At 46.1% G+C, this 26055-nt stretch carries 21 protein-coding genes; 12 read left to right on the forward strand and 9 right to left on the reverse strand.

Annotation, left to right across the window (positions count from 1 at the left end; all coding sequences use genetic code 11):
• Position 1: 1 nt before the first annotated feature.
• Positions 2-976, reverse strand: a complete 975-nt coding sequence (locus L5L94_RS00645; protein WP_263160700.1) for an AraC family transcriptional regulator — start codon at positions 974-976, stop codon at positions 2-4.
• A 505-nt stretch (positions 977-1481) separates the two neighbouring features.
• On the opposite strand from L5L94_RS00645, the gene L5L94_RS00650 reads away from it, so the two are divergent.
• The 4 genes from L5L94_RS00650 to L5L94_RS00665 all read left to right on the forward strand — a co-directional run bounded on the left by L5L94_RS00650 (position 1482) and on the right by L5L94_RS00665 (position 6788).
• On the forward strand, positions 1482-2774 hold the full coding sequence (locus tag L5L94_RS00650; RefSeq protein WP_263160702.1) for an MFS transporter: 1293 nt from the start codon (positions 1482-1484) through the stop codon (positions 2772-2774).
• Positions 2771-3613: an ROK family protein gene (locus L5L94_RS00655; protein ID WP_263160704.1), complete on the forward strand. Its 843-nt coding sequence runs from the start codon at positions 2771-2773 to the stop codon at positions 3611-3613. Before L5L94_RS00650 ends, L5L94_RS00655 begins: the two co-directional genes overlap by 4 nt.
• Positions 3610-6351, forward strand: a complete 2742-nt coding sequence (locus L5L94_RS00660; RefSeq protein WP_263160706.1) for a family 20 glycosylhydrolase — start codon at positions 3610-3612, stop codon at positions 6349-6351. The genes L5L94_RS00655 and L5L94_RS00660 overlap by 4 nt, the downstream gene beginning before the upstream one ends.
• Positions 6352-6545: 194 nt before the next feature.
• Positions 6546-6788, forward strand: coding sequence for a hypothetical protein (locus L5L94_RS00665; RefSeq protein WP_006080930.1), 243 nt, complete (start codon positions 6546-6548; stop codon positions 6786-6788).
• Between the two features lie 129 nt (positions 6789-6917).
• On the opposite strand, the gene L5L94_RS00670 is transcribed toward L5L94_RS00665, so the two are convergent.
• The 3 genes from L5L94_RS00670 to L5L94_RS00680 form a co-directional block, all read right to left on the reverse strand.
• Positions 6918-7427 (reverse strand): YgjV family protein, encoded by a 510-nt coding sequence (locus L5L94_RS00670; RefSeq protein ID WP_263160708.1) that lies wholly within the window; start codon positions 7425-7427, stop codon positions 6918-6920.
• Between the two features lie 138 nt (positions 7428-7565).
• Positions 7566-8177, reverse strand: a complete 612-nt coding sequence (locus L5L94_RS00675) for a Crp/Fnr family transcriptional regulator (RefSeq protein ID WP_219253582.1) — start codon at positions 8175-8177, stop codon at positions 7566-7568.
• Between the two features lie 23 nt (positions 8178-8200).
• Entirely contained in the window at positions 8201-8827 is a 627-nt protein-coding gene (locus L5L94_RS00680) for a fumarylacetoacetate hydrolase family protein (protein ID WP_131525338.1), read from the reverse strand.
• Positions 8828-9034: 207 nt separating this feature from the next.
• Here L5L94_RS00680 and L5L94_RS00685 point away from each other — a divergent pair, with 207 nt between their 5' ends.
• Positions 9035-11062 (forward strand): methyl-accepting chemotaxis protein, encoded by a 2028-nt coding sequence (locus tag L5L94_RS00685; protein ID WP_263160710.1) that lies wholly within the window; start codon positions 9035-9037, stop codon positions 11060-11062.
• 19 nt (positions 11063-11081) lie between these two features.
• On the opposite strand, the gene L5L94_RS00690 is transcribed toward L5L94_RS00685, so the two are convergent.
• Together L5L94_RS00690 and L5L94_RS00695 are read right to left on the reverse strand one after the other, a co-directional pair.
• Positions 11082-12095 carry a succinylglutamate desuccinylase/aspartoacylase family protein gene (locus L5L94_RS00690; protein ID WP_028760658.1) on the reverse strand — a complete coding sequence of 338 codons (1014 nt, stop codon included), beginning with the start codon at positions 12093-12095 and terminating at the stop codon, positions 11082-11084.
• 125 nt (positions 12096-12220) lie between these two features.
• Positions 12221-12799: a MarR family winged helix-turn-helix transcriptional regulator gene (locus L5L94_RS00695; protein ID WP_198572063.1), complete on the reverse strand. Its 579-nt coding sequence runs from the start codon at positions 12797-12799 to the stop codon at positions 12221-12223.
• Between the two features lie 230 nt (positions 12800-13029).
• Between L5L94_RS00695 and L5L94_RS00700 the strand changes: the two genes are divergently transcribed.
• A complete protein-coding gene (locus L5L94_RS00700) occupies positions 13030-14235 on the forward strand; it encodes an MFS transporter (RefSeq protein ID WP_263160712.1) in 1206 nt (401 codons plus the stop codon).
• Between the two features lie 98 nt (positions 14236-14333).
• Here L5L94_RS00700 and L5L94_RS00705 read toward each other — a convergent pair whose 3' ends face one another.
• Together L5L94_RS00705 and L5L94_RS00710 are read right to left on the reverse strand one after the other, a co-directional pair.
• On the reverse strand, positions 14334-14897 hold the full coding sequence (locus L5L94_RS00705) for a PhnA domain-containing protein (RefSeq protein WP_212600318.1): 564 nt from the start codon (positions 14895-14897) through the stop codon (positions 14334-14336).
• 134 nt (positions 14898-15031) lie between these two features.
• Positions 15032-17251: a TonB-dependent receptor gene (locus tag L5L94_RS00710; protein ID WP_263160713.1), complete on the reverse strand. Its 2220-nt coding sequence runs from the start codon at positions 17249-17251 to the stop codon at positions 15032-15034.
• Between the two features lie 364 nt (positions 17252-17615).
• Here L5L94_RS00710 and L5L94_RS00715 point away from each other — a divergent pair, with 364 nt between their 5' ends.
• Positions 17616-18329: a DUF2461 domain-containing protein gene (locus L5L94_RS00715; protein WP_028760663.1), complete on the forward strand. Its 714-nt coding sequence runs from the start codon at positions 17616-17618 to the stop codon at positions 18327-18329.
• 92 nt (positions 18330-18421) lie between these two features.
• On the opposite strand, the gene L5L94_RS00720 is transcribed toward L5L94_RS00715, so the two are convergent.
• On the reverse strand, positions 18422-19018 hold the full coding sequence (locus L5L94_RS00720) for a TetR/AcrR family transcriptional regulator (protein ID WP_263160715.1): 597 nt from the start codon (positions 19016-19018) through the stop codon (positions 18422-18424).
• Positions 19019-19214: 196 nt separating this feature from the next.
• Between L5L94_RS00720 and L5L94_RS00725 the strand changes: the two genes are divergently transcribed.
• The 5 genes from L5L94_RS00725 to L5L94_RS00745 all read left to right on the forward strand — a co-directional run bounded on the left by L5L94_RS00725 (position 19215) and on the right by L5L94_RS00745 (position 26025).
• Complete coding sequence (locus tag L5L94_RS00725; protein ID WP_263160717.1) at positions 19215-19841, forward strand: glutathione S-transferase family protein; 627 nt, start codon at positions 19215-19217, stop codon at positions 19839-19841.
• Between the two features lie 78 nt (positions 19842-19919).
• A complete protein-coding gene (locus L5L94_RS00730) occupies positions 19920-20588 on the forward strand; it encodes a glutathione S-transferase family protein (protein WP_173245951.1) in 669 nt (222 codons plus the stop codon).
• 235 nt (positions 20589-20823) lie between these two features.
• Complete coding sequence (locus L5L94_RS00735) at positions 20824-22215, forward strand: RsmB/NOP family class I SAM-dependent RNA methyltransferase (RefSeq protein ID WP_263160719.1); 1392 nt, start codon at positions 20824-20826, stop codon at positions 22213-22215.
• Between the two features lie 288 nt (positions 22216-22503).
• On the forward strand, positions 22504-22665 hold the full coding sequence (locus tag L5L94_RS00740) for a hypothetical protein (RefSeq protein WP_006080915.1): 162 nt from the start codon (positions 22504-22506) through the stop codon (positions 22663-22665).
• Between the two features lie 237 nt (positions 22666-22902).
• Entirely contained in the window at positions 22903-26025 is a 3123-nt protein-coding gene (locus tag L5L94_RS00745) for an NAD(P)-binding protein (protein WP_263160721.1), read from the forward strand.
• The last annotated feature ends 30 nt before the right edge of the window (positions 26026-26055 follow it).

Below are 26055 nucleotides of genomic sequence, written 5' to 3' on the forward strand. Positions count from 1 at the left end.
GTTAAATCGCCCTTTGTTTACTGCTAAAGCGCTGACGAAAGCGACTCGGCGTAACGCCTTTAAATTGAATAAAGCGTCGATTGAAATTAGATAAATTATTGAAACCACACTGATCGCTGATGGTTGAAATCGGGCTCTGGTTCGAGAGTAATAACTTGCACGCCTTAGCGATCCTGAGTTGATTGATAAACTCAGTTAAGGTTTTCTCGGTGCGTTTTTTAAAGAAGCGATGGAAGTGATTGGTGCTCATGTGCGCTAACTTTGCCAAATCCTGTGCCGACAAGGCCTGAGTGTAATTGTCATAAATATGCTCAATCACTTTATCGAGCTTTTTCACAGTAAAGTCGAGCTTACTGCCGTGAGTGAACAAGGTACTAGACAAGAGTTCTTGCTGACTATCCTGTTGTAATAATGCTAATAATTCCAATAACAATATATAGCGTTTAAAGGGATTAGCCGTCTCCATCGCGATAAACACGCTATGGGCCTTGCGCGCCGTTTCCTCACTAAACAACACGCCCCGTTTGGCATGGGTCAACAGCGAATGCAAGGATGCTAACTCGCGCTGCTCATTCACAATTTGGTGTAGCCAGGCTGCGGGAATTTGCGCCACATACACAACTTCCTTCACTCGACTTTTCGAAGCGGAGCCCATCAAAACGGGCTCTTTCAAACCGACCGCAGTTGAAGCGCCGCCTTTCAAACAATCGTTCTTTGAAACCTCGTTAGTTAAAACACTAAGGTTAACCTCGGATTGCCAGCCGTGGGGCATATCTGGGCCTATGATCACTAAATCATAATCGCCATAACGGGCAATATGGTCGCCCACATAACGCATACCATAACTGTTGAGGGTTAAGCAGATTTCGTACTCGGGGTGATAATGCCAATTGAGATCCATGTGGTCCCATTCATAACGAAAGTAACGCCAAGAGCTATTTTCATCGGGGATCACTTTTTCACACAGAGGTTTCATCCATTAAACTCCAGTTGCTCATTCCTTTTCCTTAGCTTCAATCAGCCCTTACAGATCAACGCCATTCACTCAAGCTAGCCGTTATTGCATCCTGTTAAATTATTCAATTACTTAGACCTTATTTTTAATGCCAGCCTTGACCTATCAGCGCGGCGAAATAGCTGTGCCTTCGCGCACTATTGTCTATAGCAAGTCAGCCTTGCAGTGATACTAAAATCCGCCACTCCAATACTATTCTATCCAATGTTAATTAAAGGTAACTATTTTACAAGTAAACAGGTTATCAGCAGAGGCTAAAACATGGTTTTCTCTATGCTCATCCGCAGCAGCTATCTGCTGCCCACTATCTACAGCAAGTATTTACAGCACCTGATGTAAATCAGCCCAATCAGCGCAAACACGATTTGACTATGTGAGAAAAGTATCGACAGAGGCACCATTCGTATCACCACCAAGGCGAGCGTCAAGCCACAATGAATTTCACTTAATTCAATTGGCTAAGCACATGAAACACAAACTCATCATTCTGTTTGTTCTCTGCACTTTCTTTGTGATTTCTTTGATGACCAACAGTATGGGGCCGATTTTCCCTGCGTTAATTGACAGTTATGCTATCGGCCTGACGTTGGCGGGGTTATTTCCCTTTGCGTTTTTTATCGCCTACGGCGTGACATCGATTCCTGCGGGGATTTTGGTGGACAAGTACGGTGAAAAGCGGGTGATCATCTTAGCCTTTAGCCTCGCGTTTATCGGCGCCGTGACTTTTGTGTGTCTGCCCACCTTTAGCATCGCCATGTTTAGCCTGTTTTGTATTGGCACTGGCATGAGTTTATTGCAGGTAGCAGTGAATCCCTTATTGCGCCAAGCTGCGGGGCCAGAGCATTTTGCCTTTTTCTCCGTACTGGCCCAACTTGCCTTTGGCGGCGCCGCGACCTTAGCGCCGCTGGTGTATCAGCATTTTGTCGCCTTAGATCAAGCCAGTGTTGCATCAGCCAACTATGTGCAACAGCTATTGCCCGAGAACATGAGTTGGCTCGCCATGTATTGGTTATTCGCCGTGGTCGCGCTCGCCATGGTGCTCTTTGCCAGCCTAGTGAAGATGCCCAAAGTGAATAAACTGGCAGATGAGTCGGCAGGTGCCCTCGAGACCCATTTACGCCTTTTCAAAGATAAAACCGTTTTGAAATTCTTCTTCGCTATCGCCGCCTACGTTGCGCTTGAGCAAGGGCTTGCTAACAGTATCTCAGTCTTTTTGCTGCAATATCATGGTTTTGACACCTTAAGTGTCGGCGCCAATGTGGTTAGCGATTTTTGGTTTTACATGACGCTCGGCTGCCTACTCGGTTTGCTGCTACTTAAACTTATCGACAGTCAGATCTTGCTGCTCAGTTTTTCCCTTAGTTCACTGGTTTGTTTTCTGGTGGCGATTTGGGGACCGAGCCAACTAACATTAATTTGTTTCCCATTGGTTGGCTTTTTCATTTCTATCATGTGGTCGGTGATCTTCTCGTTGGCGCTCAATTCGCGCACTCAAGATCATGGATCATTCGCCGGCATTCTCTGTACTGGCATTATCGGCGGCGCGTTTATCTCGCCGATCATTGGTGTTATCAGCGAGCTATCCGGCGAGTTACGGCTCGGGATGCTAGTGCTGTTAATTCCTATGGCATACATAGGCTATGTCGCCCTAACGGCTCGTCCCTTAATTAAAAACACCACATTATTTTCAACAAAAGCGGCCTCAAAGAATGACGAGCCGATGGCAACAAGCAACACGAGAGGCAACAAGCTATTATGAGCGTCCTATGTTTAGATCTTGGGGGAACTAAACTGATGTTGGCACAGGTGGAAGGTAAAACCTTACTCGACACTTGGCGGTATCCTGTTCCCGCCGATGGCAATTTTGAACAATTATTAGATTTCCTCGTGACCTGTATCCACAGCCACCTCACATCTGAAACCTGTGGTATTTCCATCGGGATACCCGGCATGGTGGATATGCAGAGCGGCACTTTACTCGAAGTGCTCAACATCCCTGCGCTGACAGCAACGCAGTTAGCCCAGCAACTGCAAAATACCTTTGAAATGGATGTTGTTGTGAATAACGACGCTAACCTCTTTGCCCTCGGCGAAGCTGTGCTCAATCACAATCAAGACATGCTCGGGATTACCTTAGGCACTGGCGTAGGCGCAGGGGTGATTTTTAATGGTCAGCTGTATTCGGGTAAACATTGCGCCGCAGGTGAAATCGGCAGCTTGAGTTATCGTGATGGCATTATTGAGCACTACTGCTCGGGGCAATACTTCACCACTCATCATCACATGAGTGGTGAGCATTTGTACCAAAAAGCCTGTGAAGGTGACAGCCAAGCGCTACAAGCCTTCGCCCATTTTGGCGAACACTTGGCGCACATGATCGCCCAAACCTTACTGGTATACGATCCCAAAGATATCATCCTTGGCGGCTCAGTCAGCCAAAGCTTTCCCTTTTTTATTGAAGCGCTTAAACAGAAATTGCAAAGCTTAGTCTATGGCCCGCAACTGACAGACTTGACGATTTCAGCCAGCCAACATCACAATGCAGCCCTCATAGGTGCCGCGCAGTGGTTTTTACAACAAAAGGACTCAGCTAAGTGAAAGGACAAATAACACAGAAAGGGATGATAAAGTGGCAGAGGATTAAGACGGCCTTAGTCAGCGGGGTCATGGCAGTGCTTCCCGTGGCGTCGGTGCTTTCAATACTTGTTATGCCATCAGTACAGGCCGCCAATGCTGTGCAGGAGGCAAATCATGTCGCGCTGAATCAATTGGCCGATAAGCTCCAATTAAATTATCAGCTAACCGCTAGTTATCTTGAAACCTGTCCCGCTAAAGAAGCCCAATGCTATCGCTCCGCCATTGAGCTAACCCTGCCCACTCAGTTATCCAACGACAAGTTATCCAGCGAAGAGCTAAATCATGGCGACTGGCAAATTTATTTCAGCCAATTATCGCCCGTTTATTTCGTCGATGCGGGTGACTTTAGCATTGAGCATATCAATGGCGATTTACATAAAATCACTCCTAAAGCCAGCTTTAAGGGCTTCGTCGCCAATCAAGTTTATCATATTGAGTTTTATAGCAAAGGTAGCCAAATCACCCGTTCCGAGTTTATGCCAAACTTCTTTGTCGCTATGGGCGATAAGGCGCAGATCATAAAGAGCACTCAAACAAGGCGCGATAAAGAAACAGGTTTAGCCGAGCAAGACTACCTGGCGCCCTTTAATGCCGAGAAACAATTCTTACTGGCAAAAAACGATGCAACCCCCTTTGCCGATGGCAAGTATTTAGCAGAGCAATATCAAGCCTTAGCCGCAGACAAAGCACCTGACATTAGCGGCAAACTCATCCCCACGCCACTTCATAGCCAAAGCCTAAACTCGGCGCCTTTATCCCTTGCTAAAGGTTATCGACTCGCGGCTGCAACTGTCGATTTTAAGGGACGGCAGGCGGCATTTGATTACCTCGATTCTTTAGGCTTTTCGGCCAAGGACAAAGGCACGCCTCTATTATTGCAACTCGATACTCAAGCACCTAAAGTCGCAAGCACTGAAGCCCATGATAGTGAAATTAAAAGTAGCGAAGCCTATCGGTTAACCATAACGACTGAGCAAATCAGTATTCGAGCGAGCAGTGAAGCGGGACTCTTTTATGGCCTACAGAGCCTAGCTGGGTTGATCAGTTTAAGTGACGATCAACTGGTCGCCATCGATATTCAAGACCAGCCTCGCTACGCCTTTCGCGGCCTACATATCGATTTAGCTCGTAACTTTCACTCGCTCGATTTTATTAAACGCATTATCCCACAGCTCGCCGCCTATAAAATCAATAAGCTGCACTTGCACTTAGCCGACGATGAAGGTTGGCGTTTAGCCATCCCCGACTTACCTGAACTGACCGATGTGGGCGCAAAACGCTGTTTCGATTTAACCGAGCAAACCTGTTTATTGCCACAACTGGGCAGCGGCATAGCGGACGTTAACTCCGTCGATGGCTACTTAACCGTGGTGCAATACCAAGAAATATTACAACTGGCTGATGCTCACCATATCGAAGTGATCCCTTCACTGGACATGCCGGGGCATTCACGCGCCGCAATAAAATCCATGGAGGCGCGTTATCACCATTACCTCACCAAGGGAGACAAAGCTAAAGCGGAGGAGTTTTTACTGACTGAATTTACAGATAAAACCCAATATTCGTCGATTCAGTATTACCACGACAACACACTCAATGTGTGTCTGCCGAGCACCTATCACTTTATTGATACTGTGATTGATGAAGTTAAAAAGATGCACCAAGCCGTAGGCATTCCTTTAGTGCATTACCACATAGGCGCCGATGAAACCGCAGGCGCTTGGGTAGAATCCCCTGCGTGTATCGCAATGAAAAAACAAAAAGCCGATGAGTTAACCGGACTGCATTCGCTCAATGGTTACTTTATCGAACGCGTTGCTAATATGCTGGCGGAGAAAGGGATTATTGCCGCTGGTTGGAATGATGGTATGGGTGAAGTGCGTCCCGAAAACATGCCCGCCCAAGTGCAATCTAACGCTTGGTCGCAGATTTCAGACAACGGCCATCAAATCGCCCATAAGCAAGCAAATTTGGGCTGGAAGGTCGTTATCTCAACGCCAGAAGTCACCTATTTTGATTTCCCCTATGCTAGCCATCCAGATGAGCGCGGCAATCATTGGGCCTCGAGGGCAATAGACAGTTTTAAGGTGTTTAGCTTTATGCCCGATAATCTACCAGCACATGCCGAGCGCTGGCACAATAGCTTAAATCAGCCATTTGTGTCGGACGATAGCCACAGCCAGCTCAAACCGGGACACAGTTTTTACGGCTTGCAGGGGCATCTTTGGAGCGAAATGGTGCAATCGGATGAGCAAGCAGAATACATGTTATTCCCGCGCATGGTCGCCCTCGCCGAACGGGCATGGCATAAGGCGCCATGGGAATTAGCCTATGATTATCAAGGTAAAATCTATAGTCAGCAAACTCAACATTTCGCCCGCCAACTCAAGGGCCAAGCCGAGCAAGTCCTCAAACAGGATTGGCAAATTTTCACCGCGGTTTATGCCAATAAGGTACAACCTAAGTTAGCTAAAGCGGGAATTTTCTATCGCATATCACCGCCTGGGATACGTGTTGAACATCAGCAGTTAGTGGTCAATAGCTTATATCCCAATGCCGAGTTGGAATACCAACTCGACTCAGGACCTTGGCTAAGCTACCGCCAAGCTTTCAAGCTTAATGATGTCAAACACATCCGCGCCAGAGTCAAAGATGGCGCACGTTACTCTCGCCCATCGACTTGGCAAAGCTCCCTCTAATCGTTCATCGCACAATGTCGGCCATCACATGTGATGGCCGATACGTTAATTGACTATTAATACCACTGGTCGATGGGTTAAGCATGAGCTTACATTGAAGCTTTTCAATAACAGCGCAACTCAGGCTATAATCTCGCTATTCGCGATAACACTCTCGTGATAACACTTTATCAAGCCTAAGGATCTGCCAACCGATGACAACTGCTTCTACTAGCCCCTTTGCCGTGTTAAACCAAACCACAGCAACCTCGTTTAATGAACAGAAAAATCTGATTAAACGGGTATTTAAAGGTAAGCCAGTGCAATGTCCTAGCTGTAAACAGACACTTAAAGTGATATTGCCAGAGCAGGCAAAAGCAGAACAAGCGGCAGGGATCTACTGTGCTAAAGGCTGCACAGATATCGAACTGGATATGGAAGCCGTCGCGGGACTCTAATCATTCCAGAGCCAACCCACACTGGCATTAGCTTCACATCGGCGGCCAAGCGACGATTACAACAGTCCCCAGTGATTAGCCGTTATAAAATATAATATCTCTAATTATCAATGAGATTATTTAAACTGATCACGGCAGTTGCTTAAGCTGCCCACGAAAATAGTGTCGATAATAGCCCACCAAATTACTGCCAATAAAGAGTACCTCCATTAACACTGCCACAGGCGATCCCACTAAGGCATTGTGAACGAGCCAAAAACTGGTTCCGACTATCATAAGCAGTCTGAGATTTTTATCCCTTTGACAGAATGCGGCGCGGGTTTGAAACAAGGTGCCTATACAACTGATCACAGTCGTTACCCCATTAAAGGTCACAATGCTCATCACAAGTGCAGCAATAGAGAAACACCATAGGGCTACTTTTGAGGTGGTAAAAATACTGGTCAGATAACGCACTGTGGCTATGCCCATTAAGCCTGCGGCAGTCCATTGCTCCAACAAACAAAAATGAATTGAAATCAAGATGCCAGACACAAAAAGGCAAGCGACTATCCGCTCCCGCGCCTTAAATTGAAACGAAATCAGATCGAAGATAATTGCTATCGCCACCAAAATTTGAGACAAAGTAAACGCAGTCAACTTATTAAGCTCCTTCGCTTTAAGTAATAATGCGCACTCAGATTGAAAGCTTACAGACTTGAGAGCGCAACTTAAAGCGCAGCATCATGGGAATCGCGCTTTAGCGCATTAACTTAAGTTAACTGGGAGCAAAAACCGTTAAAGAGAGTCTTGAAGTCGTCTACGCATACGCGACAAACTGATTGCCGTAATGCCAATATAATTAGCTAGCTGACCTTGGCTTAACCGCTCAAGCCAAAGTGGTGAATGTTCGCGTAAATACAGATAACGTTGCTCAGGTGTGTGCAGCAGTAAAAAGGCTTCCTTTTGTTCTTTATACAATAATTGCTGTTTAAGTAACCCAAGTTGCACTGACTGCAGCGAAGTATCATCCAACACAGATAACGGCATTTGGATAAGTTTACAGGTGCTTAAGGCCTCTAATTGGTAACGAGCGGGAATTTGCTTAAGCCAACTGACATACAAAAAACACAGTTCACCCTCGAAATAAAACTCCTTACAGCGCTCTGTGCCCTCCTGTGTATAATGGCAAGCGCGCACGATACCATCCACCACAAAATATGCCTGTGACTGCTCATTTCCTTGGCCAAGAAGCACCTCTCCCGCCGGCACGTTTAACGCTTTAAACTGTGGTAAGTAACGTTCAACAGCAGCTTGACTCGCCCCTAACGCAATCAAATATTGTTGCAGTGGCTGGCAAGTTGGCACCTGCAATACAGCAGTCTTTTTTACGTCATCAGGTTCAATCATGCGAGCAACTCAGCGATTTATCACTAAACACTTAACCACTGCCATTCGAGTAAGGGTTCAGCACTCGCTTGCAGGCCACGGCTCAGCGTGACGTTAAATACACTTTTAGCGGGAATGCTTCCCACGCCCTTGGGCGTGCCTGTCATTACGATATCGCCCTCATCGAGACTGATAAATGCCTGTAGCTCGGACAATATGGTCTGAGGTTTGTAAATCATTAAATCGATATGCCCCTCTTGGACCAAGTTATCGTTGATACTCAATGTGAAATGCAGCTGTGCCTCTGCATCATCAATCGCCACAAAGGGACTGAATAACGCAGCACCATCGAAGGCTTTTGCTCGCTCCCAAGGTAATCCCTTAGCTTTTAACTTAGTTTGCAAATCACGTTTTGTGAGATCTAAACCGACGGCGACGCTACTGAAACGGCCATTTTGAAACATAAAACACAGCTCGGTTTCATAATGCAAGGTTTCCCCTTGATGCTCAGAATGAAGCACAGTCGAAATAGCCGAATTGGGCTTTAAAAATACCACCATATCCTCGGGGATTTCGTTACCTAATTCATGGATATGCTCAACATAGTTACGCCCAATGCAGAGAATTTTTGTCGGTACGATAAGGTTTTCACCTAACACGACTGATTTCATCTTTAATCCTTTTCAAGATAGGGTTGAGATTATTTTAAATAATAAAACCAATTAGTTAACCTAAATTAAATCTAAACGTTCAATTGAACTAATCACTGTACTTATGACGAACTCTGCTACACTTAAATCAATATTTCAACGAAAACAGCGATCTAACCATTAATAAACCCATTTTACAGGGACAGTCATAGAAGAGGTTTTCGCACTATGTTAACGCTTACCATAAAACAAAAAATCATCTTTAGTTTTAGTGCAATTGGCGCGCTGCTCATCGCTGGTAGTAGCTTTTTCTACTATTCACTCTCCCAAGTGCAAACCGCCTATCAAAATATTGAAACCTTAGCCGTACCCGTGCAAAAGCAGAGTAATAGCTTGCAACTAGTGCTATTAAAAATGTCACGCCTTGCCACCCTAGCCCATAGTCAGCAAGACACTGCCGCCTTAACCAAAAGTCAGCAAGCATTTACCGCGCTGCAGAAGAAATATCAAAGTATCGAAAATGAGTTAATTGAGCGAGTTGCAGATCAACCTAAGATGCAAACATCCCTAAACGAAGCGCAGGCAAGATACCAAGCCTATTTGCAGCAAAGCCAAGCCATGTTTAGCGCTAAACTCGCCAATGAACAAGCAAAACGGCAGTACCTGCAACTCTTTGAGCGCTTTAACCATGCCAAGACCAACGCCAGTAATGCGATGATTGATCTCGAAACTCTTTCCATCCCCGATAATCCGACTTTACGCGAAGAAATTGTCGGCACAGGTACTCGCATTGACGACATGCTCTATACGCTAGCCAACACTATGGGGGAACTGATCCACACTCAAAGTTTGGATGTTATTCAATCGCACCAACAGGATGTCGGTATTTTACTGGGAAATCTCACCACTAACTTTACCTTTTTAAAACAACAAACTGATGGGCTTGATACCTTAGGCCTACTGCAAACATTCGAGCAAGAATATGCGATTATCAATACCTTACTCGCAGCGCCTGCTGAACTTTATAAAGTGCAGGAAGCCGTAGTTGAGGCACAACAACAAGCAGAGCAACATTACCTCGATGCCGATAAAGAGTTTAATGCGAATAATCTCGCCTTAGATAAGTTAATCAACTTAGCCGACCGCCGATTTACCAGCCTGCAAACCATCGCCAGTAATGATATTCAACAGGGTCAAACCCTAGCGATTGTACTCGCACTGGTATTTATCATCATGGTGAGCTTTATCTCTTTCTTCACCTCCAAGGCTATGCTCAATCCCTTAGCCTTAGTGAACGGCGCACTCGCCAGTATCGCCCAAGGGGATTTATCTAAACGCATTCATAAACGCCATAACGATGAATTTGGTGCCCTAATCGATAACATGAATACCTTGAGTGACGATCTTGCCAAGCTGTTAACCAATATCAGCCAAAATGCCCATTCATTGGACAGCTCTGCCACCCAAACCAATGAGCAAGGCCAGCGCATCGCCAATGCCGCAACGGCGCAAATTAGCCGCGTCGATGAAACGAAAGCCTTGGCAGAACAGATGTTTACTAGCTCAAATCTAGTGACAGAACAGGCCAGTGAGTCGGCGAGACAAATCAGTCAAGCCTCGAAATACGGTAATCAAGTGAAGCAAATTGCCGATGATAATCGCAATAAAATTGCCGAACTGAGCGCCCGTTTAAGTAGCTCAGTTGAAGTCATGTCTCGCTTGAGCATTCAAAGCGATAATATTGGCAGCATTTTAACCACCATTAGCAGCATTGCCGAACAAACCAATTTGCTGGCACTGAACGCCGCCATTGAAGCCGCCAGAGCGGGGGAACATGGTCGTGGTTTTGCCGTCGTGGCCGATGAAGTGCGATCACTTGCCTCACGCACCCAAGCCGCCACCGCCGAAATTCAAACCATGATCACGGCCCTGCAAAAAGAAACGTCCACGGCAGCCGATGCAATTACTACGGGGCAAAATCAAGCAAATGAGTGTGTCGGACAAAGCCAAACCCTGCAGGATGCTATCGCTCACATAGAAAGCACCTTACATACCCTCAATAAAATGAGTCTAGAGATCACCCAAGCCGCCCACGAGCAGTTAGATTACAGCCAACGGATTGAGTCGAGCATGAGTGAGGCGGCACAATCTGCAGACCAAAATGCCAATGAAGCCATGGACATGGCTAAACGCAGCAACGAAGTCACTCTGCTTGCCCATTCACTCACCAGCTCAGTGGAGCGGTTTAAACTGTAGAGGTGATGGGACCTAGAATCTAGGCATATTCCATCAGGAATTCATCGAGCTGTTCGTTGGCAATTTCAATCTCGTCACCTTCGAACTGGGCGATATGAAACATGCCCTCACCTTCGTTAGTCACAGGGATATTACTTATTCCTATGATAATACCGTCGGTTGGCGCGCGAATGGCCACACTGTCACCGCCGTGGGGACTAACGATATGGGCAATGATATAACCCTTAGTCACCCGCTGGCCGAGTTTAAGCTTCATATTCACTAAACCATCGGATTCACTGCGCACCCAATAACTGCGAATAGCACTGACACTCGCGCCTTTGTTACTCACTCGCCCTTTAAGCATATCTAAACTGCGCATCACATTGAGCACACCTTTGAGGCCAGATTTTATCGACAACTCGCTAAAACGTAACGCCTCTCCAGCCTCATATAAAATACAAGGAATGCCCTGTTGATTAGCATAACCTCGCATAGAAACACTGCGCGCTTTAGAATGCATGATCAGCGGTGCACCAAAGGCATTAGCCATGGCCAGCATAGTCTCATCATTAGTATCACAGCGAATTTGCGGCAAATTATCCCTATGGACGGCCCCAGTATGCAAATCAATCACATGGGTTGCATGAACTAATAACTGAGTGGCAAACAGATTAGCTAAACGGCTTGCGAGCGCCCCTTTGCTAGAACCAGGAAAGCAACGATTTAAATCGCGCCGATCGGGTAAATAACGGGATTGCTGAATAAAACCAAACACATTCACTATTGGCACCACAATTAATGTGCCCGTCAGATTCTTTGGATTCACTCTGGCTAATAAACGCCGACAAATTTCGATACCATTGAGTTCATCCCCATGAATAGCGGCACAAACCAGTAAAGTCGGGCCAGGTTTGGCTCCGTGAAACACTTCCACATGAATATCGAGTTGCGTATCGGTATACAACTTAGCGGCTGGCAGCTTGATCCCTAATTGCGTTCCGGCTGTGACTCGTTTTCCCGCTAATTCAAATGCTTCACGTCTTTTTACCATGGCAACTCCCTTGTTCTATCAAATGTTATCCCGCGCGGTTGGCTCATGTTTACCGCATTTTTGCCAAAATGATCCGCTATTACATATCAGCCTACTTTAAAGACTAAAGTGGGATTTTAAACGAATTATTGCGGCTCAAATTGGTTCAGCCAAGATTTTAAAATCTGCAGTAACACAGGCCTATCTTCAGCACTCACGCCCGCGAACAACGCACTTTGACATTGAATATGCTGAGGTAATGCCTTATCAATGAGCGACTTACCCTCAGCAGTTAACGAGACATGGACGGCGCGGCGATCTTCCTTACTGTGCTCCCGCTCAATCAGCCCCTTATTTTCGAGTCTGTCTAAACGACTGGTCATAGCGCCAGAACTTAGCATCATGCTCTGATAAAGTTGCGAAGGCGAGAGTGTGAACGGCTCTCCCGAGCGCCTTAACGTCGCGAGCACATCGAACTCCCCCTGACCTAAGCCAAATTCGGCGTGGCATTGCAGCAGTACCACTTCGATATATTTCGTTAAACGAGCGATTCGCCCGAGCACAGCCATAGGGATCAAATCCTCAGTAACCCCTTGCTGTTGCCACTGTTCAACAATTCTATCGAGGCCATCTTCTTTAGTATTCGAATCCGCTTTCTTTTTATCCGTAGAACTCGCGTTAGTATCCGCAGGACTGGCATTAGTTAGCGTCATTTTAGCTGTCATAGGTTTATCTCAATATAAAGATTCTTTACATCATTCTTTACATCTTAGTCATTTTCTCGCAGAATTAAAATATCTTTATATCAAGATACATCTGAAAGAGATTCTTTTTGAATTGTAATGAGACTGCTTCAACTTACTGTTGTTGAAAGGAAATCATTATAAGTGAGCCAAATGTCTCTATAAATCACTCTTTCAGCAAATCAAACTCAGCTTATTTTTGGAGACAATCCATGCGATCCCCCCTGACAGAGAAAGCGAATTTATTGCTGCTCGGACTCGCGTTCATCCTTATTGGTCTAAATCTACGACCCATTCTCGCCTCCGTTGGGCCTTTACTGCCCAGCATACAAAAGGATATCAGCTTAAGTTTTACCTTAGCATCTATGCTGACATTGCTGCCCGTGCTCGCCATGGGACTGGGCTGTTTTGCAGGCTTTAGTATCGCCAAACGTTTAGGATTCAATACCGTAATGACAGGATCATTGCTACTGCTGATCGCCGCTACTGCAATGCGATTCTGGGCGATAGATGCCAATTGGCTTATCTGCTCGGCATTACTGGCTGGAGTCGCAATCGCCCTCATTCAAACCATAATGCCCGCCATGATTAAGCTTAATTTCGGTGAACGGGTGCCCTTAATGATGGGGCTTTACGTCACCGCCATTATGGGCGGCGCCGCATTAGCGGCGAGTAGCGCGCCTTTTATCGGGATAAACTTAGGTTGGCGCGCGGGTCTAGGTCATTGGACTTGGTTAGGCATATTCGCACTCGTGCTGTGGCTCCTGATTAAACATAAAGCCGCATTACCGAGCCAAGCAAAAGAGCAAGCTTTGCAACTTAACTTTTGGCGTTTTCGTCGCAGTTGGCTATTGGCGATATTTTTTGCATTAGGCACAAGTTGTTATGTCTGCGTACTTGCATGGTTAGCCCCCTACGCGGTCGAGCTAGGTTATAGCCAAACTCAATCGGGATTAGTGTTAGGTTTCTTAACCAGCATGGAAGTGATCGCAGGCTTAGTGTTTCCTTGGCTTGCCAGCAAGTCGACGGACAGACGCGCCATCATAGCCCAACTCTGCTTACTACAACTTATTGGCTTTATGGGACTCGCACTCGCCCCTCAAGTATCGCTATTTTTATGGGCGGGACTTGCAGGATTAGGTATTGGCGGGATTTTTCCACTCGGGCTGATTGTCACTATGGATCATCAACAAAATCCTATGTTAGCAGGTAAATTAACCGCCTTTGTACAAGGTGTGGGATATACCATAGCGGCTATCTCGCCTTGGATTGCCGGATTAATTCGCGATAATTTCAACAGCTTTAACAGTGCTTGGTTATTACTCGGTGGCTTAAGTCTGATGGCGTGGATATTATCTTGGCAATTTAATCCGCAGGGTTATGCACGCCAATATCAAATCACCCGCTGCGTATCTTAACGACCTAACTCAACATAAAAAAACCGCCATGTCGGCTAACGATCATGGCGGTTTTTATTGTGTTGAGCTAAATAAATCGCGCTCACACTAAGCGAAACTTAAGACTTTTTAACGAAGCATGTCAGAATCACAATACGAGTACCGTTAACGCGGCCTTCGATATGCTCTGGGTTGTTGGTCAAAGCAATGTTACGCACAGCTGTGCCACGCTTAGCCACAAAGCTAGTGCCTTTCACGTTTAAGTCTTTGATGATGACCACAGTATCGCCAGCATTGAGCACTGCACCATTACTGTCTAACGTTGGCGTAGCATCGTCACCTGCTGCGGCAACTTCGGCATCACCCCACGCTTTTAAATCGTCTTCAAGATAAAGCATATCCAGCAAATCTTGCGCCCAGCTTTCGCCATTTAAGCGCTTAAGCATACGATATGACATCACTTGAACTGCCGGTACAGGACTCCACATGCTGTCATTCAGACAACGCCAGTGGTTCATGTCTATGGTATCCGGTGCCGCAATTTGGCCACTGCAGGTTTCACAAATCATGATCTCATTGTCACGGCCATCGGAGGCTGGCAGATCATAAATAGAGAGTTCAAGCTCGCTGCCACACAGTTCACACTTGCCGCCACAGCGACTTAGCAATTCATTTTCAGTCATTTTTCTGTTCTATATGCATAGTAAAACGCGGATTATGCCATAAACTGGCATTTTTCGGCAGGGGGCTGAGGCAATATAACCCTATTTTTTATGAGCTATATATGCCTAGTCCACACAGCCTTGGTGATTAGTCTTTAAAATTCATAGGCTAAACTCAAACGAACATCACGCCCTGCGGCGGGTATCCCATCGGAGAGAAACGGCACCACTTGCAGATCCGTAAGATTTTTTACCATCAAACGCACACTTAATCCCTTTAAGATGGCTTGAGGTTCATAGGCGAGATACACATTCTGTAGGAAATAATTCTCGCTTGGCGACTCGGCATTAAAGATATCACCGTGGGGAACATTGGTTTGCGCATCATACCAAGCGCCCTGCCAAGCGATAGAAATGTCATCTGTGATATACATGCCTAAACGCAAACGAATATCGAGCGGGGCTATGTTAGCTAAATATTCATCGTCATCTTGGCTGTCTCTGAGTGACCCATTGTGCTGTCCTTGCAGCCATGAAACCGCAAGATCACTGAACACATCTTGATAGCGATATTGGGCTTCAAAATCAGCACCGTAAATATGGTAACCATCAAGATTGGTGTAACCGCTTTGAATTAACTGGGTTTTATCAGACTTAGCCCCACGGCGCTGGGCAATATCATCACGACCTAAATTGGCAAACAGGGTGATTTGCGTCGACAAAGCATCCTCATTGGCAAGCAGATGCTGGTGCTGTGTCATCAAGCCTAACTTGAAAGCGTGTAAGCGTTCGACATCGATGTCGCGGCTTGTGCCGGTAATGCTGGCTTTAGCGTATTGCACGGCATAAATCTCATCCACCACAGGGGCTTGCAGACTATAGGCGTAATCAAAGTTTAACCGAGCGTAGTTTGTCAGTTGGTAATCTATGCCTAATCTGGGTGAGAACCCCGAGTGGTGAGTCGAGCTATAATCATGGCCAGCAGCAATATCATTGTAATCTGGAGCAATATTTGGTCGACCTATGCTGTAGATAAAGTCATATCGCAGCGAGGGAGTCACAGTTAAGTCATTAGTAAGATGAATTGCATCGCGAATATAGGCAGCATAGGTATCTTGACGACCTTCGGGTTGGTAGTAAGGTGTGTACCAGCCAAAGTTTTTCTCAGGATTCTTCTCATAGCTCTTGTTAAACACGAGCGAAGTACGGTCGAGACTGCGGTACTGTAATCCTGTAGTGATCTCGTGGTCGCCAATCAAACTCAAGTTGTTAATATCAATGTAATCACGTTTGTAATCTAGCCAAGATTCGTGGCCGAAGTTGCCTACGGAAACCGTCATTTTCTCCCACGCAATATCAGGTCTTACCCAGTGACGCGCATTCGCCGAATGGGAGATCACCACTTGGGTATCAATCAGCGGATTGCTCGGCGAGTAACGATAATTGGCAGACCAAGTGTTGTCTTCATAGGTGTTATAGGCGGTTGTGGCATACAGCGCCTGCTCGTAGGAGCCGTACTTTTTGATGTTGTAGTCTGAGATGGCAGGCATAGGGCCACGGCGATTGGCCCAAGGTTTGCGGCCCTCATCGAGATAATGGGTCACGCTCAAGGCCAGTTGGTGATCGCCCTGCTCATAATCAATCTTGCCTAGATAGTTATCTTGCTCATAGCCCGAATATTCAAACTCATCGCCATTGGCTAAAGTCACATCCCCCGCATCACGGCGGGTAAGGTGCAGCAAGCCAGATAGATGTGAATTCACGCGGCCATAAACTGTCCCCGTATAACCCATAGCGTCATTATTGCTGGCGTAGCTGGTTTTGGCCCGCGCGCCAAGTGATTGATCATATTTAAGAAAATCATCGGCCGATTTAGTGACCACATACATGGCACCACCAAAACCCCCATTGCCCGAGCGCACATCATGGGCCCCCTTAATCACTTCCACTCGCTTGATGAGGTCAGGATCGAGGAAAAATGAGCCGTAGCGATACTGCTCAAATCCCACCGGAGCATTATCCACATAAACGTTAAAATCTTCAGTCTCGCCAAAGCCCCAAATATTAATCCGCTCACCTCCACTGCGGGTACCGCCATCGATATGCGCCCCAGCCATATCATCGATCACTTCGGCGAAAGTTGTCGCCTGCATCTCCTCGATTTGATCCATGGAAATAATCGCTTCACCGGGTTTAGCGACTGTGATGGCCCTGCGATATTGCTGCCCATGAACCTGCAGGATCTCAATCGGCTCAACCTTAGGCTCGCCCAATACCTCTGCGGCGTACAACGGCATTGAGGACAATATACATAATCCCATGAGCGACAGATTTCTATTCGCTTTCCACTTATCACATTTAGGCAGGCAACCCATTCAACGTCATCCTATTAACAAACCAATCTAAAAATAGGGCGGCATTATAGGCACTAACGAACAAGATAAGAATAGTTCTCACTTAGCTTTACGTGTAAATAACCGACTTATTGAAAACAAGGTAGAAGCGGCACAATGCAAAAATTTAAGTGAAGATCTTGCCGAAGGATGGCAGTATTGGCACCCAACTTGGCAGTCTTAACTATCGTGTTTTAACTATCGTGTTTTAACTATCGTGTTTTAACTATCGTGAGTAAGAACGGGCGGGCGATACGGGAGGATATGTCAGCAACTCACCTTGCTCCTCAATCGGCATTAATACTGCTTGTGCTCGGTTTATCTGCATTAATAAGGTTCCCTGATAATGGCCACTCTAACAACTAAAATCCCCATCGCGACTGGTGCAACATTCAGCACGGCAAGCCTGCAATTTTTAAATCAACTGGCACAAAACAACTCCCGCGACTGGTTTAAAGCCCATCAGGCGGAATACGAAGAAACAGTGCGAACGCCTGCGCTGCAATTTATCGAGCAAATGCAGCCCAGTATTCTCGCCCTCTCGCCTAGGCTCACTGCCGTACCAAAAAAAGTCGGCGGCAGCTTGATGCGTCCCCAGCGAGACAGCCGTTTTAGCAAAGATAAAACGCCCTATAAAACCAATGTTGGCATTCAATTTCGCCATTTTCAGGGCAAAGACGTGCATGCGCCGGGACTATATTTACACATTGCCGAAGATGGCTGTTTTATTGCCGCAGGGATTTGGCACCCAGAATCGAAAGCCTTAAATGCCATTCGCACTTGTATCGATGAGAATCCCAACGGCTATAAAAAGGCGCTACAAACCTTACAAAGTCATGGATTTAATATGGATGGCGATAGCTTAACTCGACCACCAAAGGGATTTGATAAAAACCACCCTATGCTGATAGAGCTAAAACGAAAAGATTTTATCGCAGTTAAAAATATCGCCTTTGAGGAACTCTGCCGCCCAGATGCAGCCAGTTTTTGTGCCGAGCAATTTGCACACTGTACTCAACTGATGGCCTATCTGTGTTTTGCGCTGGACTTGGACTTTTAGAAATAGGCTTTTAGAAATAAACTTTTAAAAATAGATTTCTAAAAACATGGCCTAGGCAAAAACCTAGGCCAATCAAACTATGTCATTTGCAGTTATGCAGTCTGATTAGCACTCAAACTACGTAAATAGTCTTGCAATACAACAAACGCATTGTCTAACAACTCATATTCGCCCGCCTTGCCTAACACTCTAATCCCTTGTAATTGCAGCACTAAAAAAGCAGCAACTTGATGTGGTTGCACATGGGCTAATAGCTCTCCACGCGCTTGGCAAACTTGTAACACTTGGGTGAATGAGGTCTGTAATCGACAAAATAATCGCTGACATTCCTGCAGCACACTTTCATCGTTAAGGCTCTTTTCGAGCACAGCATTTTGCATAAAACAGCCATACTTTTGCTCCCGCTGCAAAGCAACAAAGCGCGCTAAATAAGCTTCTATTTCAGCTAAGCCCGCTTTTTCATGCAGCAAAGTATCTGAAGCGCCAAAGGAGTAGTGATCGAGGTAGAAACTGAGGCACTCGCGATAAAGATTCTGCTTGTCGCCGAAGCTGTTATAGAGACTAAATCGATTAATGCCTAAATGGCCGACGAGATCGGAAATCGAGGTTTCGGCAAAGCCCTTTTGCCAAAAAAGCTCCATCGCCAATATGAGTTTTTCTTGCCGATCAAAATTACAACTCCGTGCCATAGCCTGCGACCTAATCTCTTGAATACGCGTTCACGATCAGCTTCACCATTCCTCTTTACTACAGAAAGTTGAGGGGTAAATCATTCTTGACTGATCGTTTAGATATGACGTAAATTCTAACCTAACCGATCGTTCCGTTAAAGCCTTATATGCTCAAATCGAGCATAAAGCACTGATAAAAACTACAGGACTTTAGATGAAACTCTACGAATTAGCTCCGACTCCCAGCGCACGCCGCGTCAGTATTTTTCTTGCAGAAAAAGGCATAGAAGTGCCAAGAGTGAACGTCGATATCCGTGGAGGCGAGAATTTAAGCGCTGAGTTTAAAGCCAAAAGTGTAAATGGCCGCATTCCACTGCTCGAACTCGATGATGGCAGTTACCTGTGTGAATCTGTTGCCATTTGCCGCTATTTAGACGAAATCCACCCGAGTGAGCGTTCACTGTTTGGTAATACACCGCTTGAGCGCGCCAAAGTAGAAATGTGGCAACGCATCATAGAGTTACAAGGATTAATGGTCGGGTTTCAAGCCTTTCGTAATTTAAGCGGCGTCTATAAAGACAGGGAAAATTGTGTCGAGTCTTGGGGCGCAGAATCACGCCAAAGGGTCATTGACTTCCTACCAACCTTAGACCAACAATTGAACACGTCAGCCTTTGTGGCAGGCGATGCATTCAGTATTGCCGATATTTCGGCTTACGTTTTTATCAGTTTTATTAAAAATTTAGACATCGAAGTGGCTGATAACTTGCCGCATCTCAAGGCTTGGTTCAACACTATGACGCAGCGTCCTGCCATAGTATCGTTAACCCCTAAAAAATAGCGGCGCTAATGCCTGATGATGAATATTCATGGGTACTAAAGTGAGTAGCTATAAGCGTTATAACCTTAAGGAATCATCATGATAGATTTATACACAGCCGCGACCCCTAACGGTTTTAAAATTTCCATCGCACTGGAAGAAATGGGACTTGAATATCGCGTCCATAAATTAGATTTCAGTACCAGTGAGCAAAAACAGCCCGAGTTTATTGCCATTAATCCCAATGGTCGCATTCCCGCCATTATCGACCGCGATAACGAGGATTTTGTGGTATTCGAATCAGGTGCGATTCTGCTGTATCTAGCCGAAAAAACAGGTAAATTCCTGCCAGCCGATCCTAAAAAGCGCTCACAGGTGATCCAATGGTTAATGTTCCAAATGAGCGGCGTCGGCCCCATGATGGGACAAGCCAACGTATTCTTTAGGTACTTCCCTGAAAAAATCCCTGCAGCAATAGAACGTTATCAAAAAGAAGGTCGACGTTTATTCGAGGTTATGAATACTCAACTAGCTACAAATCAATACCTTGCTGGTGACGAATACACGATTGCCGACATCGCAACTTGGCCTTGGGTGCGGATCCACGAGTGGAGCGGCATCAATATGGAAGGTCTGACACATTTGCAACGTTGGTTAGATGAATTAGCACTCAGACCCGCGTGCCAAAAAGGCATAGTCACGCCACCACCGGTGGAAATGAGTGATGAAGAACGGGCTAAGCAAATCCAAAAGATGGTGACGAAATAATCACCTTCCAAGCGGTAATTGAGCGATAGCCTGCAAATAACCCTTTGGTACTGAATGCACTATGAGTCTCAGTGACCCAACCACAAAAAGCCCTGCAAGTTGATACTACTTTGGGGCTTTTTTTCTGCCTGTTATCGGGCAAAACTGCTACACTCTGCGCCACTTATTTTTCCCCTCTGTTCGCTACACCTCTTACATAAGGCGCAGTCACAGAAGCATGATCTAGGCTAAATTTATGGGTAATCCAAGCAGCTTCTCTTCCGGTAAAGCATCCAACTCAAACACATCGTCAGCGTTAGATGCAGAGGCGAGCACTCCAGCGCAAAAACGTGCACTCAGTTACGCCAGTACAATTAAGCAATTATTCGATGAAATTCAAAGCAGTAAAATGCCCGCCGACCGTATTCTGGCCAACTACTTTAGAGAACATAAAAAACACGGCTCGAAGGATCGTAAAGTCATCCGTGAATCTTTGTTTAGTCTATTTCGCTGGTGGGGTTGGTTTCAGCGATTAGGCGATCAACAAGAATCAGCGACTTATTTTGCCAGCCTAAGTGCCAGTGCGTTATTGGAAGCCCATGCTTGGCAAGATATCGCCACTGCTTGGCATGAGTTATCGCAGTCGCCTATCGATTATCAACAGGCTCAAGCACTTGCCGTTGACAGTCTCGACGACAAACTCACGCTAATGCAGCATTTATTTCCCGCGGCTAAGCTTAAATCACAGGATTTATTACCCGACTGGTTCTGGCAAGTGTGCCCTGTTGATGCGGCTCAGCAAACGCAATTAATTGAAGCTATGTCCAGTCGCCCGCCGATTTGGGGACGCGCGCAAGGGATCACGAGCCAAGATGCGGCGGCGCAGCTGAAAACGATAGGTATCGATGCTAGTTATGGTCATTACTTTAACGATGCCATTAACCTTAGCAGCAAGAGTATGAATCTTAATGAAATCGCCCTGTATAAAGACGGCAACATTGAGATCCAAGATTTGGCTTCACAGGTCATAGGGCAAATTTGCGCGCCAGAACCCGATGCCCATTGGTGGGACGCCTGCAGTGGCGCCGGCGGTAAAACCCTGCAGCTGCGGTCTTTGATGCTGACCAAGGCTGCTGATACTCAAACACCCTCTACGGGCAGCATTATATCGTCAGATATTCGCTCCAATGCCCTAGAAGAACTGACTAAACGCGCCCAAAGAGCTCACTTTAACGGTATTAGCGTTGCCCGTTGGAAGAGCGATGCCCTCCCCGTGCCAGCGGATCATTTCGACGGTGTGTTAGTCGATGCCCCGTGCAGTTGTACTGGCACTTGGCGACGTAATCCTGATATGCGTTGGTTGGATGGTGTTGAAGCCGTGGCCGATAAAGCCGCGTTACAGCTCGATATTTTAAGCCGTAGTAGCCGCGCAGTTAAAGTGGGCGGCATCCTCGTTTACGCCACGTGTTCCTTGTCGCCGCTCGAGAACCAAGACGTGGTGACAGCATTTTTACAGCAACATCCAGAGTTCACGCTCACGCCGATACGCCATCCTTTTACGGGTGAACAAACAGAAATGTTGACCGTATGGCCCTTTGAAGCGAATAGTGATGGTATGTTTGTCGCGCGTATGCTGCGCAACAAGTAACACTAACTCATTATTTTGTATCAAAACTTGGCGCCTTTCATTCTGGGCGCCAGTTTCAATCATATAATATAATTTCCGATGATAATTACACTTACCCTTTAATTATCATAAAGATAACCCACGCATCCCCCATTAAAATCTCAGATACTGCCATTTCAGTGGCAAGATATATCCTTTGGACAAAACTTTTCACCATCAGTGATGAAATATTTCGCTTTAGCTTCATCTCTCCTTTGGGTAAAAAGATCGGGTGCTGCGAATGGCACAGGTATTTTTGGAATTTTGACCATGTCACACTCCTATGAATTTGACGACGATGATGCGCCATGGGGCGATAACGTCAAAGGTAAGCAAAAGAATAAACGCGTGAAACAGCGCCGCAGAGATACTAAGCGACGTTACTCGGACGATAATACAGAGGTGGATTTCTACCAAAATAAATCGAAGTAACTAAATCTAAGTACCTTTGCTCTCACGGGTTTGTTTTACAAATTCGTTCTGTGCTAAACCTGCCAAATCTGAGCAAGTTGGATAATATCCAACTTGCTACTCAACCCCGTTATCCCCTCTCAAATACTTAATCATTCCAGTGTAAAATCAATGGGCTTAATTGCTTATTTGCCCTATGCTTTTTGGGCTATAACTCCCAAATCATTGGACTTACACTGAAATTTAAGGATGAACGCCATGGAAAAACAGCGCCCCGACTTTATTTATCCCCAAGGCAGTATGTTGATGCACTCGCCCTTAGTGCTAAATAAAGCCGATATGTACGGTTTTTTTCTTAAGGGGAAACAGGAAAACCTGCAACGCTCTATCGATAAAACCCTGAATCAAGTTGCCGGCAGCGCAATGTATTTTAAGGTGCTGTCTCCCTACGTACTGACAACCTTCACTCAAATTGAAAAAGCCTATTCCGCTTATCCAGAGGACAGAGCTAAGGGCTGGATCCAAGAAACGGACATCATCACTTGGGTCATGGTCGGGCGCCAAGATAGCAGCGACAGTAAACAAATCAGCCAAGTGTATTTTCAGCCGCTACACATTTGGGTGAACGATGCCATGGCCTTAATTAATGGCAGAGAACTCTTTGGTTATCCTAAGTATTTATGTGAATACACTATGCCAGCGGTTGGCGAGCCTCTGACGCGATTATCCCTTGAGACCAAAAGTTTTTTACATTTCTCACCCGAAACCGAACTTGCCCTGCATCCATTAATTGAAGTGAATTGCGATGCCAAACCCGAGGCACAGCTTTCAACCCTTGAAGCAATAGCTCAAACTTGGCAACTCTTTAAAGAACAAACCGATTTTATTCCAGAACTTGACCAGCTTGGCGAAGAGCAGCTATTTCATCTGTTATTTAAACCCGCTATCGATCAAGTATTTCTAAAACAGTTCCCCGACTCGTCAGGGCAAAAAGCTATTTATCAAGCCATCGTTGCCGCGCCAGCCCAAGTGAATAAAGTGCACAGTGTTGCTCTGCTAAAAAATGATTTTGTCGCGACCATTTTTGATAATGCCAGCTTCCCGTTAAAAGATACGCTCGGGGTCGAGATTGGTGAGCAGCACGTTTTACTCCCTTACCATGTGAACTTCGATTTTGAAGTGCCGCCCGGCGAAGTATTAGTCGATAACTCCGAAATCAAAAAACAGAAAATAGCCATTCTCGGTGGCGGTGTCGCGGCAATGACCGCAGCCTGTTATCTAACCGACAAACCCGGCTGGCAGAATCAATATGAGATTGATGTCTATCAACTCGGCTGGCGTATCGGTGGTAAAGGGGCTAGTGGCCGCAATGCCGCTATGGGACAACGCATCGAAGAACATGGTTTACACATTTGGTTTGGTTTCTATCAAAACGCGTTTGCCTTAATGCGTAAAGCATATGAGGAATTGGATAGGCCAGCAAACGCGCCGCTTGCGACTTTTTTTGATGCCTTTAAACCCCATAACTTTATCGTCTTACAGGAAGAAGTTGATGGCCGTTCTGTGAGTTGGCCAATCACTTTCCCAATGCTACCAGGCATCCCAGGTGACGGCACCGAAACCCTCACCTTCTGGAAAGTCGTTAAAGTCGCCTTTGCGTGGATAAAGGAATGGCTCAAAGACATGGATGACCTGCTCGATGCAGATGAAAAAGCCATGGGAACACCTAAAAACTGGCTCGATAGCAGCTGGTTTGAACGTTTAAAAGATAAGTTAGAGGATTCAGTCGAAGATGCCAAAGAATCACTTGACGCACTCGGTGATAAGCTTGAATGCCATTTTAATCAAATGATTGGCCGCGAGTGCGATGAGCATGTACACAGTGAAAGTGACGATGGTTTTGTAGAATCAGCTGTCGATGCCTTGCATCAAAGACTCGTGAAACGTTTTAGCGGACATTTAGATAATAATGACGAACTGCGCCACTTATATATAGCCGCCGATCTGGGCCTCACGATCCTCAAGGGCATGTTTGCCGACGATGTATTTGAAAAAGGCTTTGATGCCATCAATGGCTATGATTATCGCGAATGGTTAACCAAACACGGCGCCAGCCTTAAGTACACAGTCGACAGTGCGCCAGTGCGCGGTTTTTACGACTTAGTGTTTGCCTATGAGAAAGGCAACTTCGACAAACCTAATGTCGAAGCGGGCACAATTATCCGCGCTATGCTGCGTATTGCCCTGTGCTATCAAGGTGGCGTGATGTGGAAAATGCAGGCCGGAATGGGTGATGTTGTGTTTACACCTTTTTACGAAGTGCTCAAACACCGCGGAGTCAACTTCCACTACTTCAATCGCATCGATAATCTCGAATGCTGTAATCAAAGCGTTCAAGCGATTGAGATCACTGAGCAAGTAGCTCTGGCGCCGACTGTCACAAACTATGATCCTTTGGTCGATGTTAAAGGTCTCGCTTGCTGGCCAAGTACGCCCAATTATGAGCAACTTGAGCCTGAACAAGCGGCACTGCTTAAAGCCCATAATATCAATCTTGAACACTTCTGGAGCGATTGGGACAGCGTGTATGAAACTCACTTTGGCAAAGCCCTGCCGAAAAAGCGTTTAGTCAAAGGCGTAGATTTCGACAAAGTCATCTTCGGTCTATCCATAGGTTCTGTGCCCCACGTGGCGAGTGAAGTCATGGCACAAAGCCCAGCCCTCAAGCTTTGCGTTGATAAGGTGCAAACTGTCGCCACTCAAGCCTATCAACTGTGGATGAACCAAGATCTGAATGGGATAGGCTGGCCTAATTACTCTGAAGATGGCGAGGAACCCGTATTATCGGGCTTCACCGAACCCTTCGATACTTGGGCATCGATGAACCAACTGCTAGACAAAGAAGATTGGCGCGGCTTAGAACCTAAAAATGCCAGTTACTTTTGCTCGGCATTGCCTGTCGAGGCCTATCCACCAAGCTCGGATGTAGATTTCCAACAACGGAAAACCTTAGAAGCAAAAGCGGGTGCTATTCATCAACTCAATACCGAAATCCATAAACTTTGGCAAAATGTCGGTGATAGCTTCCCTTGGGAATGGTTACACGATGAACAAGACCGTCAAGGTGTTGCCCGCTTCGATAGCCAATATTGGCGCGCAAATGTAGACCCATCCGAGCGTTATGTCTTATCGGTTAAAGACAGCTCGCAGTATCGCATCACGACAGATGGCACAGGGATAGATAACCTGTATATGACGGGCGATTGGATAAAGACAGGCCTTAATGCGGGCTGCGTCGAAGCGGCGACGATGGCAGGAATGCACACTTCAAAAGCGATATCGGGTCATCCTGCGGTGATTAAGGGCGAAAAAGACTTCTAAGCTCGTCCTTAAATCTAGCTAAGTCGCAAA

It is taken from the genome of Shewanella sp. SM21, assembly GCF_025654335.1.
Lineage (GTDB): Bacteria > Pseudomonadota > Gammaproteobacteria > Enterobacterales > Shewanellaceae > Shewanella > Shewanella oncorhynchi.

Excerpts from the sequence above, each read along its gene's own strand:
- L5L94_RS00715 (WP_028760663.1), top strand. The coding sequence starts at position 17,616 with ATGGCCACTCTAACAACTAAAATCCCCATCGCGACTGGTGCAACATTC.
- L5L94_RS00650 (WP_263160702.1), top strand. The coding sequence starts at position 1,482 with ATGAAACACAAACTCATCATTCTGTTTGTTCTCTGCACTTTCTTTGTG.
- L5L94_RS00735 (WP_263160719.1), top strand. The coding sequence starts at position 20,824 with ATGGGTAATCCAAGCAGCTTCTCTTCCGGTAAAGCATCCAACTCAAAC.
- L5L94_RS00745 (WP_263160721.1), top strand. The coding sequence starts at position 22,903 with ATGGAAAAACAGCGCCCCGACTTTATTTATCCCCAAGGCAGTATGTTG.
- L5L94_RS00680 (WP_131525338.1), bottom strand. The coding sequence starts at position 8,827 with ATGAAATCAGTCGTGTTAGGTGAAAACCTTATCGTACCGACAAAAATT.
- L5L94_RS00675 (WP_219253582.1), bottom strand. The coding sequence starts at position 8,177 with ATGATTGAACCTGATGACGTAAAAAAGACTGCTGTATTGCAGGTGCCA.
- L5L94_RS00665 (WP_006080930.1), top strand. The coding sequence starts at position 6,546 with ATGACAACTGCTTCTACTAGCCCCTTTGCCGTGTTAAACCAAACCACA.
- L5L94_RS00740 (WP_006080915.1), top strand. The coding sequence starts at position 22,504 with ATGTCACACTCCTATGAATTTGACGACGATGATGCGCCATGGGGCGAT.
- L5L94_RS00730 (WP_173245951.1), top strand. The coding sequence starts at position 19,920 with ATGATAGATTTATACACAGCCGCGACCCCTAACGGTTTTAAAATTTCC.
- L5L94_RS00690 (WP_028760658.1), bottom strand. The coding sequence starts at position 12,095 with ATGGTAAAAAGACGTGAAGCATTTGAATTAGCGGGAAAACGAGTCACA.
- L5L94_RS00685 (WP_263160710.1), top strand. The coding sequence starts at position 9,035 with ATGTTAACGCTTACCATAAAACAAAAAATCATCTTTAGTTTTAGTGCA.
- L5L94_RS00655 (WP_263160704.1), top strand. The coding sequence starts at position 2,771 with ATGAGCGTCCTATGTTTAGATCTTGGGGGAACTAAACTGATGTTGGCA.
- L5L94_RS00700 (WP_263160712.1), top strand. The coding sequence starts at position 13,030 with ATGCGATCCCCCCTGACAGAGAAAGCGAATTTATTGCTGCTCGGACTC.
- L5L94_RS00710 (WP_263160713.1), bottom strand. The coding sequence starts at position 17,251 with ATGGGTTGCCTGCCTAAATGTGATAAGTGGAAAGCGAATAGAAATCTG.
- L5L94_RS00645 (WP_263160700.1), bottom strand. The coding sequence starts at position 976 with ATGAAACCTCTGTGTGAAAAAGTGATCCCCGATGAAAATAGCTCTTGG.
- L5L94_RS00720 (WP_263160715.1), bottom strand. The coding sequence starts at position 19,018 with ATGGCACGGAGTTGTAATTTTGATCGGCAAGAAAAACTCATATTGGCG.
- L5L94_RS00705 (WP_212600318.1), bottom strand. The coding sequence starts at position 14,897 with ATGACTGAAAATGAATTGCTAAGTCGCTGTGGCGGCAAGTGTGAACTG.
- L5L94_RS00725 (WP_263160717.1), top strand. The coding sequence starts at position 19,215 with ATGAAACTCTACGAATTAGCTCCGACTCCCAGCGCACGCCGCGTCAGT.
- L5L94_RS00695 (WP_198572063.1), bottom strand. The coding sequence starts at position 12,799 with ATGACAGCTAAAATGACGCTAACTAATGCCAGTCCTGCGGATACTAAC.